The sequence below is a fragment of the Micromonospora sp. HNM0581 genome, assembly GCF_012726175.1.
In the GTDB taxonomy this organism is placed as follows: Bacteria; Actinomycetota; Actinomycetes; order Mycobacteriales; family Micromonosporaceae; genus Micromonospora.
This window is the reverse complement of sequence record NZ_JAASAD010000002.1, coordinates 173,453-187,804: the sequence shown is the minus strand read 5'-3', so window position 1 is coordinate 187,804 and position 14,352 is coordinate 173,453. Positions and strand designations below refer to the sequence as shown.

At 71.7% G+C, this 14,352-nt stretch carries 17 protein-coding genes; 1 reads left to right on the top strand and 16 read right to left on the bottom strand.

Translation table 11 applies throughout. The features are described 5' to 3' along the window. Position 1 precedes the first annotated feature (1 nt). From hisF to hisD, 9 genes are all read right to left on the bottom strand, one after another. A complete protein-coding gene (gene hisF, locus HCA58_RS03775) occupies positions 2–769 on the bottom strand; it encodes an imidazole glycerol phosphate synthase subunit HisF (protein ID WP_169596334.1) in 768 nt (255 codons plus the stop codon). A gap of 58 nt (positions 770–827) precedes the next feature. Further along, a complete protein-coding gene (locus tag HCA58_RS03770) occupies positions 828–1,826 on the bottom strand; it encodes an NADP-dependent oxidoreductase (protein ID WP_169596333.1) in 999 nt (332 codons plus the stop codon). 62 nt (positions 1,827–1,888) lie between these two features. Further along, positions 1,889–2,614, bottom strand: coding sequence for a bifunctional 1-(5-phosphoribosyl)-5-((5-phosphoribosylamino)methylideneamino)imidazole-4-carboxamide isomerase/phosphoribosylanthranilate isomerase PriA (gene priA / locus HCA58_RS03765; RefSeq protein ID WP_169596332.1), 726 nt, complete (start codon positions 2,612–2,614; stop codon positions 1,889–1,891). Between the two features lie 22 nt (positions 2,615–2,636). After that, positions 2,637–2,957, bottom strand: coding sequence for a hypothetical protein (locus tag HCA58_RS03760; protein ID WP_169596331.1), 321 nt, complete (start codon positions 2,955–2,957; stop codon positions 2,637–2,639). Between the two features lie 30 nt (positions 2,958–2,987). Next, complete coding sequence (gene hisH / locus HCA58_RS03755) at positions 2,988–3,659, bottom strand: imidazole glycerol phosphate synthase subunit HisH (RefSeq protein ID WP_169596330.1); 672 nt, start codon at positions 3,657–3,659, stop codon at positions 2,988–2,990. Then, on the bottom strand, positions 3,656–3,838 hold the full coding sequence (locus tag HCA58_RS03750) for a hypothetical protein (RefSeq protein WP_346775859.1): 183 nt from the start codon (positions 3,836–3,838) through the stop codon (positions 3,656–3,658). The genes hisH and HCA58_RS03750 overlap by 4 nt, the downstream gene beginning before the upstream one ends. A 25-nt stretch (positions 3,839–3,863) precedes the next feature. Then, the gene (hisB, locus tag HCA58_RS03745) at positions 3,864–4,475 is read right to left on the bottom strand and encodes an imidazoleglycerol-phosphate dehydratase HisB (protein ID WP_169596328.1); all 612 of its coding nucleotides are present in this window, start codon (positions 4,473–4,475) and stop codon (positions 3,864–3,866) included. Continuing rightward, positions 4,472–5,593: a histidinol-phosphate transaminase gene (locus tag HCA58_RS03740; RefSeq protein ID WP_169596327.1), complete on the bottom strand. Its 1,122-nt coding sequence runs from the start codon at positions 5,591–5,593 to the stop codon at positions 4,472–4,474. The genes hisB and HCA58_RS03740 overlap by 4 nt, the downstream gene beginning before the upstream one ends. Then, positions 5,590–6,960: a histidinol dehydrogenase gene (hisD, locus tag HCA58_RS03735; RefSeq protein ID WP_169596326.1), complete on the bottom strand. Its 1,371-nt coding sequence runs from the start codon at positions 6,958–6,960 to the stop codon at positions 5,590–5,592. Before hisD ends, HCA58_RS03740 begins: the two co-directional genes overlap by 4 nt. A 106-nt stretch (positions 6,961–7,066) precedes the next feature. On the opposite strand from hisD, the gene HCA58_RS03730 reads away from it, so the two are divergent. After that, positions 7,067–7,762: an LON peptidase substrate-binding domain-containing protein gene (locus HCA58_RS03730; RefSeq protein WP_169596325.1), complete on the top strand. Its 696-nt coding sequence runs from the start codon at positions 7,067–7,069 to the stop codon at positions 7,760–7,762. Here HCA58_RS03730 and HCA58_RS03725 read toward each other — a convergent pair. The 7 genes from HCA58_RS03725 to HCA58_RS03695 all read right to left on the bottom strand — a co-directional run bounded on the left by HCA58_RS03725 (position 7,674) and on the right by HCA58_RS03695 (position 14,310). Further along, entirely contained in the window at positions 7,674–8,564 is an 891-nt protein-coding gene (locus HCA58_RS03725; RefSeq protein ID WP_169596324.1) for a DUF2567 domain-containing protein, read from the bottom strand. The genes HCA58_RS03730 and HCA58_RS03725 overlap by 89 nt on opposite strands. Before the next feature lie 190 nt (positions 8,565–8,754). Further along, on the bottom strand, positions 8,755–10,158 hold the full coding sequence (locus tag HCA58_RS03720) for an AAA family ATPase (protein WP_169596323.1): 1,404 nt from the start codon (positions 10,156–10,158) through the stop codon (positions 8,755–8,757). 52 nt (positions 10,159–10,210) lie between these two features. After that, on the bottom strand, positions 10,211–11,266 hold the full coding sequence (locus HCA58_RS03715) for a hypothetical protein (RefSeq protein ID WP_205807497.1): 1,056 nt from the start codon (positions 11,264–11,266) through the stop codon (positions 10,211–10,213). Positions 11,267–11,306: 40 nt separating this feature from the next. Further along, positions 11,307–12,251, bottom strand: a complete 945-nt coding sequence (locus tag HCA58_RS03710; protein WP_169596322.1) for an RluA family pseudouridine synthase — start codon at positions 12,249–12,251, stop codon at positions 11,307–11,309. Continuing rightward, positions 12,248–12,919, bottom strand: a complete 672-nt coding sequence (gene lspA / locus HCA58_RS03705; protein WP_169596321.1) for a signal peptidase II — start codon at positions 12,917–12,919, stop codon at positions 12,248–12,250. Before lspA ends, HCA58_RS03710 begins: the two co-directional genes overlap by 4 nt. Before the next feature lie 67 nt (positions 12,920–12,986). Continuing rightward, the gene (locus HCA58_RS03700; RefSeq protein WP_169596320.1) at positions 12,987–13,406 is read right to left on the bottom strand and encodes a TraR/DksA C4-type zinc finger protein; all 420 of its coding nucleotides are present in this window, start codon (positions 13,404–13,406) and stop codon (positions 12,987–12,989) included. A gap of 331 nt (positions 13,407–13,737) precedes the next feature. Next, complete coding sequence (locus HCA58_RS03695; RefSeq protein ID WP_169596319.1) at positions 13,738–14,310, bottom strand: hypothetical protein; 573 nt, start codon at positions 14,308–14,310, stop codon at positions 13,738–13,740. Positions 14,311–14,352 lie beyond the last annotated feature (42 nt).

The window sequence follows — 14,352 nt, the reverse complement described above, 5'->3', positions numbered from 1 at the left end:
GTCAGCGCACCGGGTGCCCGGCAGCACGCAGCACGTCCTTGACCTGCGCCACCGTCAGCTCGCCGAAATGGAACACGCTGGCGGCCAGCACCGCGTCGGCGCCCGCGCCGACCGCCGCGGGAAAGTGGGCCACCTCACCCGCACCACCACTGGCCACCACCGGGACATCGACGACCCGACGCACCGCGCCGATGAGCTCAAGATCGAAACCGACTTTCGTGCCGTCGGCGTCCATCGAGTTGAGCAGGATCTCACCGGCGCCCAGCTCGGCGCCGCGACGCGCCCACCACACGGCGTCCAGCCCGGTGCCGCGCCGACCACCGTGCGTGGTCACCTCGAAACCGCTCGAAGTGGCACCCTCCGGGGCCCGCCGCACGTCGAGCGAGAGCACCAGCACCTGCCGACCAAACCGTTCGGCGATCTCCGCGAGCAGCTCCGGCCGGGCGATCGCCGCCGTGTTCACCCCGATCTTGTCCGCTCCCGCGCGCAGCAGGGTGTCCACGTCAGCCACCGTGCGAACCCCACCGCCGACGGTCAACGGGATGAAGACCGACTCCGCCGTACGCCGGACCACGTCGAGCATCGTGCCCCGGTCGCTGGAGGAAGCGGTGACGTCAAGAAAGGTCAACTCGTCGGCGCCCGCGCGGTCGTACGCGGCAGCCAACTCGACGGGGTCGCCCGCGTCCCGCAGATCGAGGAAGTTGACACCCTTGACCACCCGGCCCGCGTCCACATCGAGACAGGGAATCACCCGCACCGCCACCGTCATGTGACGAGCCTATCGCCGTCCGTACGCCGCCCAGCGCCCCGGCCAGCCGCACCGACGGTCACAGCCGCACCAGCATCTTGCCGAGGTTCTCCCCCCGCAGCAGACCCAGGAAGGCCGAGGGAGCGTTCTCCAGACCGTCGACGACCGTCTCGTCGTACGTCAGCGTCCCCGCGCGCAGCCACCCGGAGACCTCCCGCACGAACTGCTCCCGCAGGTGGCCGTGATCGCTGACCAGGAAACCGCGCAGGGTGAGCCGCTTACCGATGATCTGAGCCAGGTTACTCGGGGCAGCCGGCGCCTCGGTCTCGTTGTACTGCGAGATCATGCCGCAGATCGCCGCCCGGCCGTGCAGGTTCATCGACGAGATGGCGGCCTCCAGATGCTCGCCGCCCACGTTGTCGAAGTAGACGTCGACGCCGTCGGGCGCGGCAGCCCGCAGCAGGTCGCGTACCGGGCCGTCGTGGTAGTCGAACGCGACGTCGAAGCCGAGCGCCGTCAACCGCTCGACCTTCGCTGGCGACCCGGCGCTGCCGATCACCCGACCCGCTCCACTGAGCCGGGCGATCTGACCGACCATGCTGCCGACCGCACCGGCCGCCCCGGACACGAAGACCGTCTCGCCCGGACGCAGCACGGCCACCTCCCGCAGCCCGGCGTACGCGGTCAGACCGGTCATCCCGAGCACACCGAGGTACGCGGTAACCGGCGCGAGACCCGGCTCGACCTTCCGCGCGGCCTTCGCCTCGACAAGCGCGTAGTCCCGCCAGCCGAGGCCGTGCAGCACGACGTCACCCGGGGCGAAACCGTCGGCCTCGCCGCCCACCACCTCGCCGACCGCTCCGCCGTCGAGTGGTGCGTCCAGGGCGAACGGCGGTACGTAGGAACGCACGTCGTTCATCCGCCCACGCATGTACGGATCCACCGACATGTACTGGTTACGCACGAGCAGCTGCCCCGGACCGGGCGTCGGGATCTCAGCGGTCACCAACCGGAAATTGTCCTCGGTGGGCCAGCCATGCGGGCGCGAAGCCAGTCGGATCTCACGGTTGGTGGGCATGGGAGAGTCCTTCCTCTGCCGTCGGGCGATGGCACCGCCCGGTAGGTGGAAAGCAGCCAGGGTCACGGGTTGGTCAGGACCACCAGGGCTTCAGCCACGGTGAACGCCCCCGCGTAGAGCGCCTTGCCGGCGATGACGCCTTCCACGCCCACCGGCTCGAGGGCGGCAAGCGCCCGCAGGTCGTCAAGGGTGGAGACACCCCCGGAGGCGACCACCGGGGCGTCGGTGCGGGAACACACCTCGCGCAGCAGGTCCAGGTTCGGCCCGCGCATGGTGCCGTCCTTGGTGATGTCGGTGACCACGTAGCGGGAAGCACCGGCCTTGTCGAGGCGCTCCAGCACCTCGTACAGGTCGCCGCCGTCGCGGGTCCAGCCCCGGGCCGCCAGGGTCCGGCCACGCACATCCAGGCCGATGGCGACCCGGTCGCCGTACTCCGCGCAGACCCGATCGCACCACTGCGGGTCCTCGAGCGCGGCGGTACCGATGTTCACCCGCTCGGCACCACTGGCCAGCGCGGCGCGTAGTGAGGCGTCGTCACGGATGCCCCCGGACAGTTCCACCCGTACGTCGAGGCGACGCACCAGCTCGGCGAGCAGTCCAGCGTTGCTGCCCCGACCGAACGCGGCATCGAGATCGACCAGATGGATCCATTCGGCGCCGTCGCGCTGCCACGCCAGCGCGGCCTCCAGCGGGTCGCCGTAGGTGGTCTCGCTGCCGGCGGCGCCCTGCACGAGGCGGACGGCCTGGCCGTCGGCGACGTCCACGGCGGGCAACAGGGTGAGGCTCATGTGTCTTGTCCCTCTCGCATGGTCAACGGCGGTCCAGGGCGATCACCACGATCACCGGCAGGACGAGCAGCAGCAGCAGGATCAGCCCGATCCGCAGTGCCAGGTCGGGCACGAACACCCAGATCAGGGCGATCGCGGCCAAGGTGAGAGCCACGATGGCGGCCCGCTCACCCCGGGAGTATCTCGATAGGCGGCCGGTGCGGCCACGACGCACCGTCGGCACCACCCGGCGGACGAGCGCCCGACGGCGGGCCCGCCGGGCGGTGGCTCTTTCCCGCAACACCCGCTGCCGGGCCGCCTCCGCCTCGCGGGCCGCCCGGCGTTGCGCCCGTTCCCTGCTCACCGTGACCCCCGGCGGGCACCGACCACCGGCTCAGTCACCGGCGGGCACGGTGGCCAGCCAGTTGCGCAGCAACGAGGCACCGGTGTCGGCGGACTTCTCAGGGTGGAACTGGGCTGCCGACAACGCGCCACGTTCCACTGCCGCGACGAAGTCACAGTCGTGGTGAGCCGTGGTCACCCGGGCCCCGGACGCGGAGAGCGCAGCCGGGTCACCGACGGCGTACGAGTGGACGAAGTAGAACCGGCTGTCGGCGGGCAGGCCGGCGAAGAGCACCGAGCCGACCGGCGCCTGAACGGTGTTCCAGCCCATGTGCGGCAACCGGGTGGCGGCGAGCCGGGTGACCGTACCCGGCAGCAGGCCCAGTCCCTCGGTCACCACCCCGTGCTCGTCGCCGCAGTCGAAGAGGATCTGCATGCCCACGCAGATGCCCAGCACCGGGCGGCCGGCAGCGACCCGCTCGGCGATCACCGGCCCGGCACCGACCTCCTCGATACCGGCCATGCAGGCGGCGAAGGCACCGACCCCCGGTACCACCAGACCGTCGGCGTCGGCCGCGGCGACGAGATCGCCGGTGACCGCCACGTCCGCTCCGGCCGCGGCCAGGGCACGCTCGGCGGAACGCAGGTTGCCCGACCCGTAGTCGAGCACCACGATCCGGCGCCGCCCAGCGGGGTTCACCCCGCCGTCGGCCCCGCCGGTCATGACCCGTCCCCCGGCAGCAGCCAGAGCACACCGGCGGCGGTGGCCAGCACGGCCAGCAGCGCGGTGACGATCACCGCACCACGGGGCGCCCCCTGCCGGTGCAGGGACAACGCACCACCGACAAGCACACCGGCCAGGATCAGCAGCAACGTGGGCAGGACGCCACTCACCGGCGGCACCTCCGCCGCCCCGGAACCGGGCTCGTCACAACGCCCCCTTGGTGCTGGGAATCGCCCCGCCCACCGTCGGATCCACCGCAGTGGCTTCCCGCAGTGCCCGGGACACCGCCTTGAACTGAGCCTCCACCACATGGTGGGCGTCCGGATGCCCGCCGGGCCGGGCCGCCCGCAACACGTCGACGTGCAAGGTGATCCGGGCTGCCTGACCGAAGGACTCCCAGATGTGCCGGGTCATGCTGGTCGGGTACACCGGGCCGATGTACGGTGCCAGGAGCGGCTCGTCGTGCACCACGTACGGCCGGCCGGAGAGGTCGACGGCCGCCCGTACGAGCACCTCGTCCATGGGAACGGTCGCCGACCCGTAGCGGCGGATGCCGGCCTTGTCACCCAACGCCTGGTCGAACGCGGCACCGAGGGCCAGCGCGGTGTCCTCCATCGTGTGGTGCGCGTCGATCTCCAGGTCACCCACGGTACGTACGGTCAGGTCGAAGCCACCGTGCCGGGCGATCTGGTTGAGCATGTGGTCGTAGAAGCCGACCCCGGTGCTGATCTCGGCAACACCGGTGCCGTCGAGGTCCACCTCGACCAGAACCTTGGTCTCCTTGGTGATCCGCTCCACCCGGGCGGTCCGGCTCATGATGTGCCTTTCGTCGGTCGCGGCTGCGGGGCGACGGGCCCCCCACGCTGAACACTGTCCACGGCGGCGAGGAAGGCGTCGGTCTCGGACCGGGTGCCGGCGGTGACCCGCAACCAGCCGGGCACGCCCACGTCACGCACCAGCACGCCGTACTCCAGCAGTGCCCGCCAGGCGACCGACTGGTCGCCGCCCACCTCGTACAGCACGAAATTCGCGTCGCTGTCGGCGACCCGCAGGCCACGGCGGCGCAGTTCGCCGACGATGCGGTCACGCTGCTCGATGATCTCGCTGACGGTCCCGAGCAGGGCGTCGCGGTGCGCCAACGCGGCCCGCGCGGCAGCCTGGGTGAGCGCGGAGAGGTGGTACGGCAGCCGGACCAGCTGCACCGCCGCCACCACCGCCGGATCGGCGGCCAGGTAGCCCAGCCGGCCGCCAGCGAACCCGAAGGCCTTGCTCATCGTCCGGGTGACCACCAGTCGTGGGTGCCCGGGCAGCACCGACAGTGCGCTCACCGTGCCCGGCCTGGCGAACTCCGCGTACGCCTCGTCGAGCACCACCATCCCCGGGGCGGCGTCGAGCACCGCGCGGATCACCGCCGGGTCGAGGGCGGTGCCGGTGGGGTTGTTCGGTGAGCAGAGGAAGACGACGTCCGGCCGATGCTCGCCTACCTGCGCGACCGCCTCGTCGGCGGTCAGCCCGAAGTCGGCACCCCGCCGGGCAGGCACCCAGCGGGTGCCCGTACCGAGCGCCAGCAGCGGATGCATCGAATACCCCGGGGAGAACCCGAGCGCACTGCGACCCGGCCCACCGAACGCCTGGAGCAGCTGCTGCTGGATTTCGTTGGAGCCGTTGGCTGCCCACACGTGATCGGCGGTGAGCCCGTGGCCGAGGTACGTCGCCAGGTCCGACCGCAACGCCAGCGCGTCCCGGTCGGGGTAACGGTTCAGATCACGTAGCTCGGCCGTGAGCGCCTTACCGATCGCCTCGGCCACCGCTGCCGGCAGCGGGTGGGAGTTCTCGTTGGTGTTCAGCCGCACCGGCACGTCCAGCTGGGGCGCACCGTACGGCGACAGCCCCCGCAGATCGTCACGGATCGGCAGATCGTCCAATCCGATCATGCGGTGACCCCGGTCTGTGCCGACCTGACCGGCCCGCTCGACGGTTGTCCACCGGCACCGGGTAAGCGGGCGGTGACCGCTTGGCCGTGCGCCGGCAGGTCCTCCACGTTCGCCAGCGTCACCACGTGCCCGGCGACCTCCCGCAGCGCCTGCTCGGTGTACTCCACCAGGTGCACCCCGCGCAGGAACGACTGCACCGACAGCCCGGACGAGTGCCGGGCGCACCCTCCGGTGGGCAGCACGTGATTGGAGCCGGCGCAGTAGTCGCCCAGCGACACCGGCGAGTACGCGCCCACGAAGACCGCCCCGGCGTTGCGTACCCGCATCGCCCACTGGCGGGCGTCGGCGGTCTGGATCTCCAGGTGCTCCGCCGCGTACGCGTCCACCACCCGCAGCCCTGCGGCCAGGTCGTCGACGAGCACCACACCGCTCTGTTCGCCGCCCAACGCGGTACCGATCCGCTCGGCGTGCTTGGTGGCCGGGACCAGTCGGGCCAGTTCCCGGTCCACCGCGTCGGCAAGTGCGACCGACGGGGTGACCAGCACACTCGCCGCGAGGGGGTCGTGTTCGGCCTGGCTGATCAGGTCTGCGGCGACGTGCACCGGATCGGCGGTGTCGTCGGCCAGGATCGCGATCTCGGTCGGGCCGGCCTCCGCGTCGATGCCGACCACGCCGCGTAGCAGCCGCTTCGCGGCGGTGACCCAGATGTTTCCCGGGCCGGTGATCATGTCCACCGGGGCGCAGTGCGCGTTGCCGGTGGCGTCGACGGCGCAGCCGTACGCCAACATCGCCACGGCCTGGGCGCCGCCGACGGCGTACACCTCGTCGACGCCGAGCAAGGCGCAGGCGGCGAGCACCCGCGGATCGGGCAGGCCGCCGTTGTCCTGCTGGGGCGGGCTGGCCACCACGAGCGACCGGACGCCGGCCGCCTGGGCCGGCACCACGTTCATCACCACCGTCGACGGGTACATCGCCAGGCCACCGGGGACGTAGAGGCCGACCCGGTCGACGGGGATCCACCGCTCGGTCACCGTGCCGCCCGGTACGACCTGGGTGGTGTGGTCGGCGCGCCGTTGGTCGGCGTGCACCCGCCGGGCCCGGGCGATCGACTCCAGCAACGCCGCCCGGACCCGCACGTCGAGCGCGCCCTCCGCCGCCGCGATGGCCGAAGCCGGCACCCGCAGCACCTCCGGGGCGACTCCGTCGAACCGCTCGCTGGCCGCACGGACCGCCGGATAACCATGCTCGCGTACCGCCTCGACGATCGGGCGGATGCGTTCGACCGCCACCGAGACGTCGAGCTGGGCGCGAGGCAGCAGGTGGCGCGGGTCACGCGCACCACCGCGCAGGTCGATCCGGTTCAGCACGCCTGCGAGTCTAGGCCGCCGGCCGCCGTGCCGGCCGCGCCGTCCGCTGTCCGAGACGGTGAGCCGGGACACGCCGCAGCGCGCCGATAGGGCTACGCTTGATCACGTGACCGCACGGCTGCCGGTGTTTCCGCTCGCCACGGTGCTCTTCCCTGGGCTGGTGCTGCCGCTGCACATCTTCGAGGAGCGGTACCGCACGCTGGTCCGACACCTGATCGAGCTGCCCGAGGGAGCGCCACGTGAGTTCGGCGTGGTGGCCATCCGCACCGGCTGGGAGGTGGCCGCCGGTGCCGGTCAGGACACGTCCGGCGAGGTGACCCTGCACGAGGTCGGCTGCACGGCCGAGCTGCGGCAGGTCACCGAGTTGGCGGACGGTGGCTTCGACATCGTCACCGTGGGACGCCGACGCTTCCGGTTGGGCGAGGTCGACCGGGACTCCGCGCCGTACCTGACCGCCGAGGTGCGGTGGCTACCAGAACCGGACGGCCCGGATGAGACCGCCGACCTACTCGCGGCCCGGGTGACCGCCGTCTTCCGGCAGTACCTGGGCGTGATCCGGGCCGAGGCCGGCGACTTGACCGAGCAGTTGCCCGAGGACCCGACGGTACTGTCCCACCTGGTTGCCGCGACCGCGGCGTTGACGGTGACCGACCGCCAGCGACTGCTGGCCATCGACGACACCGCTACCCGGCTCCGCGCCGAACTGCAGCTACTCAACCGCGAGGCGGCTCTGCTGCGCCAGGTGCGGGCGGTTCCGGTGCCGCTGACGGAGCTGGCCTCGCCCCCGCCGGCCCCGAACTGACCTCGCCCGCCGACCCCACCGGTGCGGAACCGAACCCGCCCGTCGGCCCATTCGGCAGCGACGGACACGCGGCGAGCCAGGCACCGTCTGGCTCCGGCTCGGGCCGCAGCGACGGCCACCGCGACCAGCCGGCGAGCAGGGTGTACGTCACCGCGGCGGCGAACGCCGGCAGCAGCACGTTGCCGTAGGGCACCGGCACCACCCCGAGGAACAGCTCGATCCCGCCGGCCCGCAGATCGGCCGGCTTACTGAGGGACGTGCCGTCCGGTTCGGTGTCCAGCAGCCGCTGATACCCGGCCAGGCCGACCCGACGCCCCACCTGCCAGGCGACGAGCGCGGCGGTGAGGCCACCGGCCGCGGCGACGACAAGCCCGACCGGTCCCCGGTGGCGACGCAGCAGGAACCACACGGCGAGCGCGGCGAGCACCCCGAATGCCAACCCGAGCAGGCTGAACCACCCGTCGGCGGCAACGGGCTGTTCCGGTTGCGCCTGGCCGTACACCGCGCCGTCGCCGCTCTTGATGACCGGTGTGTCCGGCGCGACCGCCGCCCAGAGCCACCCCAACGGTGCTCCCAGCAGGCCCAGGACCGACAAGGTGACGACCCCCGACGCCACCACCCGGCTGAGCCCGCCGGGTGGACCAGCGGCCGGCTGGGCGGTCGGCTCGGCGGCGTCCGTCGCCGACTGAGTCGAGTCTGTGGTCGACTGGCTGGTCGGCTCTGTGGTCGGCTCGGTCGACGACTGCGGGGTGGCCGCCGACGGTCGTGCGGGCGGTTCGGCGGCAGGGGTGGTCGGGCTCACCCGATGATCCTCGCAGCTACCGTCGCCGCTCGTACACCGTGTCGCGGCGACCCGTACCGCACACGACCTGACCCGGACCGGTCACGCCGAGCAACCAAGCGGGAGCACCTTCACCCGACACCGTCATGTCACCCTGACACATTCATGTCACGGTGACGTGGCGCGCACAGATGTGCCCGCCCGCGGCCACTCAGTGCCCGAAGGGCTCCAGCATCGCCGAGGCCGCCCGCAGCCAGGCCTGCCGGGTCTCGCCCTGCAGTTGGTGGTACTCGATCGAAGAGCCGGTTTCCAGCGCCGGGTCGTACGGCACCACGGTCACCGCCCGGGTCCGGGTGGCGAAGTGCTTCTCCAGGTCGTTCTGCAACGGCAGCCGGCCCGGAGTGGGGCAGGAGATGAGCGTGACGGCGTTGTCGGCCAGCTCACCCATACCCTCCTCGTGGAGCAGGTCGAGCATCCAGTCCGCGCTGAACGCGGCGTCCTCACGGGGCACCGTGGTCACCACCAGCTGATCAGCGGCCTGCATGACGGTGCGCCAGTTCGGACTCTCCACGTTGTTGCCGGTGTCCACACAGATGACGTCGTGGGTGCGGCGCAGCAACTCCAGCACCCGCTTGACGGTGAACTGGTCCAGTCGTTGGGCGAACCGGGGGCTCTCCTCACCGGCGAGCACGTCGTAGGACCCGTCGGAGGCGTGCCGCAGGTAGTCGTCCAGAATTTCCAACAGCTCAGCCCCCTCACGGATCTCGATCTGGACGAGGTCGGCGACCAGGTGCCTGATGGTGCGGGCATGTCGGGCGCTGCCAGCGCGCAGACCGAGGGTGCCGCGTAGCTCGTTGTCGTCCCAGGCCAGCACACCACGACCACGTACGCTGCCGATGGTGGCCGCGGCCAACACGGTGGCCGTGGTCTTGTGTACCCCGCCCTTCGGGTTGGCGAAGGCGATCACCCGGGGCGTACCCAGATCGCGACGGAGCGCGGCGGCAGCGCGTTCGAGATCGCTGCCGGCGCTCTGCGCCCGCCACTCGATGCGTCCCGGGCGCCCGGTCACCATGCCCGGCGGCGCCGCAGCCGGGGACGGGGCTACCGGTGGCGGAGCAACCGGTAGCGGGTTCGGTGGCGCCACGGCCGGCGGTACCACCGCCGCGGAGGGCGGTTGGTAACCACCGTTGTCCAGCAGGGCGTACCTGGACTCGACCGGTGGCGCGGCATGCCGGTAGCCGTTGTCCAGCAGGGTGTACCGCGACTCGACCGGCTCCGGCCTACGCGGCTCCGGCACCGCCGGATACGGCGGCTGTCCCGGGTACGGCTGGGCGGGACGCGCCGGGTCGACCCGATAGGCGGGCTCGGTGCGGTAGGCCGGTTCCTCACCGTACGACCGGTCTGCCGGCTGCCCTGCGGGCGGCACCCGGCCCGCGTAGCCGGCGCCCGGCCCACGCCGCGGTAACGGCTCGGGTGGCGGTGCCGGCTCCTCGGTCCGCCGCTCGTTGGCGGTCGGCTCCGCACTGCGACCACCGAGGCGGGCTCGGTCGAGCAGCGCCCGCCACCGCGGTGCCGGTTCGGCGGGCCGTCCCCAACCGGTCTCGCTGCCCTCCACGGATTGCCTCCCCAGCGCTTCGGTCTCCGTCTGACAGGCTACGAACGAAAGCCTACTGAGGCCACACCGGGCGGCCCCCGGATGTGTCGCCGGCCGTCACCGTGTCGGCCCTGGAAACCGCGGCGAGGACTTCTACCGAGGTGAACGGCGTCCATGTCGACGCCGAGGGAGCCAACGGACGTGACGGCGGTGACGAATCCGTCACCGTGGACGGTTCCGGTGACCGGTTCGCCACGGTCGGTTCCGGCGCGGACGGGTCACCGGTGGCGGGCACGGTGGCGCTCCTCGACGGTTCCGGTGTGGACGTCCGGTCGACCGGTGGCCGCGCGACATCGCGCTGCTCGGGCAACGGTGGGGTGAAGACCGTCCGCTCCAGCCGCCGTACCTCGGGCGCGGGATCCACCACCCGCACCGAGGACCGGGCCGCGACGCCCCGCAGCTTCGCCGGTTCGGCACGCACCACCAGGGCGTACAGGCAGGCGCACTCGGCCCGGAACGCCGCCGCCTCTGCCGCCGCGACCCGGGCGTCGCTGAGGTAGAGGCCGCGCAGTTCGCGTTCCTGCGGTCCACCACCACCCAACGCGGCGGCCCGGGCGCGGTAGTCGGCCGCCTCCCGTTCCTTCAGCTCCGCAAGCTCGACCATCCCGGCGGTAACGTCCTCCGGCACCCGCTGGGTCGGGATGCGCACGACCTCGGTCTGCCGCTGCGGAAGCGGCACCCGTCCGAAGACCACCGCGATCCCCACGTCACCGACCACCGCGGCGAGCCGCTGCGGGGTGAGGTACTCGGTGAGCGAAACCAGGGCGTACGTGCCATCGCCGAGTGAACCGGCCAGCGCGGCCAGGTCGGCCGCCGCCGTCTCCGCGTACCTCGGGATGGAGTCACCGTCCACCACCCCGACCCGGGTCACCTCACCGACCGTGCCATCCCGGACAGGTGGACCACCGGTGGCGAGCACGGCGGCGGCCAGCACCGCCGTACACGACAGCATCGTCACCCACCCGAGCAGCGGAGTGCGGTTCGGCCCATCGCCCAGGCGTGTCACCGTGGCCACGAGGCGAGGCAGCAGCCGCTGGTCCAACTTCCGCAGCAGATCGCCGGCACGCACGGGCGGTCCCCTCGTCGGTCGGTCGAAACGGGTGGACGCGTCAGTCGCGGAGGAGTTCCAACGCGCGTCCCAGATCGTCAGGGTAGTCGCTGACGAAGCGAACCTCGTCCCCCGTACGGGGGTGCTCGAAGCTCAACTCTCTGGCGTGCAACCACTGCCGGTCCAGTCGCAGCCGGGCGGCGAGTGTCGGATCCGCTCCGTACGTGAGGTCACCCACGCACGGATGCCGCAGGGTCGAGAAGTGCACCCGGATCTGATGGGTCCGGCCCGTTTCCAGCCGTACGTCGACAAGACTCGCGGACGGGAATGCCTCGATGGTGTCGTAGTGGGTGACACTCGGTTTGCCGCCGGATACCACCGCCCAGCGGTAGTCGTGGTGCGGATGTCTGTCGATCGGGGCGTCGACGGTGCCGCGCAACGGGTCCAGGTGCCCCTGCACGACCGCGTGGTAGCGCTTCTCCACCTCCCGGTACTTGAAGGCTCGTTTCAGCACGCTGTACGCCTGCTCGCTCTTGGCCACCACCATGACGCCGGTGGTGCCAACGTCGAGGCGGTGTACGACGCCTTGACGCTCGGCCGCGCCACTGGTGGCGATCGTGTGCCCGATCGCGGCGAGTCCGCCGATCACGGTCGGGCCGGTCCATCCGGGACTGGGGTGGGCGGCCACGCCGACCGGCTTGTCCACCACCACGATGTCGTCGTCGGCGTACACCACCCGCAGGCCGGGCACCGCCCGGGGCACCACCACCGGTGCCGCGGCCGGCGCGGGCAGCGTCACCTCCAGCCAGGAACCCGCCCGGACCTTGTGCGAGTTGGGCCGTACCGCGCCGTCAACCAGCGCTTCCCCGGCGTCGACGAGCGCGGCGGCTGCGGTCCGCGACAGGCCGAACAGCCGGGCGACGGCCTGGTCCAGTCGCATCCCGTCGAGTCCGTCGGGCACCGGCAGGCTCCGCTGGTCGCCCCCGGTGGCGAAGGTGGCCGTCACGCCTGCTCCTGCCGTCCGCTGTCGGTGTCGCCCTGCCCGGCCGGCTGTCGGACGGCAGCCCCGTCCGGCGTCGGTGTGTCCGCCCGGTCGGTGTCGCTCGGCCGGTCGTCGGCCAGCGCCCGGGTGCCGTCACGTTGGCGTCCGGTGAACTCCAGTCCGACGGCGAGCAGCACGCCGCAGACCAGGGCACTGTCGGCGACGTTGAAGATCGGGAAGACCCGACCGTACGGGTCGAAGACGCTGAACATGTCGACCACGTGCCCGACGAACCAGCCCGGTGCCCGGAAGATCCGATCGATCAGATTGCCGACGACACCGCCGACCACGAGGCCCAGCGCGATCGCCCACGGAACCGAACGTAACGTACGCGCCATCCAGGCGATCCAGCCGAGCACCCCGAGCGCAATGATCGGAAAGATGAACGTGTAGTCGCTGCCGATGCTCCAGGCGGCACCGCTGTTGCGGGTGAGCGACAGGTAGAGAGCCCCACCCAGCAGTCGCACCGGCTCCCGGTCGCTGAGTTCCTGGAGGGACAGGTGCTTGGTCAGCAGGTCGACGGCCAGCGCGAACGCCGCGAGTGAGAGGAGGATCGTGACGGACCGACGTCGCGTTCTCGTGGCGGTGCCCGACCCGGTGGCGCCGGATCCAGCGGGCGGTGCTGCGCTCATCTGCTCCCCATCGACTACCGCAACGGTGCGGTCGCACCGCCGCGCACGAACGCCGGGAAGCGTACCGTCAGCGCCGCTCCTCCAGCTGCTTGCAGGTCACGCAGAGGGTGGCGGACGGGAACGCGGCCAGCCGCTCCACCGGGATGGGGTTGCCGCACCGTTCGCACCAGCCGTAGCCACCCTCGTCGAGACGCTCCAGAGCGCGCTCGACCTGCGTGATCCGTTCCAGGATGCTGTTGGCGAGGGAGATTTCCTGCTCCCGCTCGAACGTCTTGGTCCCGGTGTCGGCCTGGTCATCGCCGGCCGAATCGGTGAGACGGTCGCGCTGCAGCTCGGTGATCTCGCTCAGCGTCTGATCGTACTCGGCTCTCAGTTCCTCGTGCCGAGCCGCCAACGCGGCCCGAATCTTCTCCGTCTCCGCGGCGCTGCGGGTGGACTTCGCCGTCGGCTCGCGGCCTGCGGTCCTGGTGTCGGCTGGCTTGGCCATCGTCGCTCCCTCGGCCACGGAGCCGCGGTGAGTCCGCGACGCCTCGACAGGGCCGCCAGCATCGGCCGCCCCAGGTACGAAACGGGCACGCGGCGACAGGCCGCGTACTCCGGAGGTTGGCAAGGATACGGAACGTAAAGGCGTCCGACAATGTGCCGCACCGCAACGTCCGATCCGCCCCGATAACTGCCATTTGGGGCAAGGGGAACGCTAGCAGACCACCGCCACTGACCCCGGCGGTTCGGCGCCGTCACGCAGCCCGTTCAGCCGACCGACCAGTTGCGGCCCGTACGGCGCAACAAGGAAGAGCACCTCGTTCGTCAGACCTGACTCAACGGCGCTCGGCCTGCGCGAGCAGTACGGTGGCCGGCGTGCAGTGCGCGCAGGGTGTGAAGCCGAGTTCGACCGCCTCCCCGACCGGAACCGGCTCGTGCTCACGGCCGACCAGGTGCGGGCACTCGTCGAGGTGGTACCGCGGGCGACCGTCGACGACCCGCACCTCATCCGTCAGGCGGGCCACCAGGATCACCTGCTCAGCGCTGGTGTCCTCGGCTGCGGGCTCGTCATCGTACCCATAGGCGACGCCCGACGGATCGCCGGTGCCGGCCACCTGGGAGCCGGGTGGTTGCCGCCACCCGGCGTCGCCTCTGTCCACGTCCGCCGGGTTCTGCTGGGTCGGGATGCCTGGCTCACGCCTGTCGCCGACGAGTCGCCCCTGGCCGTCCGGAGTGCCGCTGGCAGACGAGGTCCGACCGGCCGCCTGGCGGGCGCCCGCGACCAGTGCCACGGCAGCCAGCAGACTGGCCCCGATCGATACCACGAGCAGTAGGCTGGAGCCACCGGCCAGGCCGAAGATCAGCAGAACCACTGCGACGAGGATGAGCGCGAGACTGACAACGATCATTGCTCACCCCCGTCGTGTCGTACCGATGAGGCAGGGTGGTGA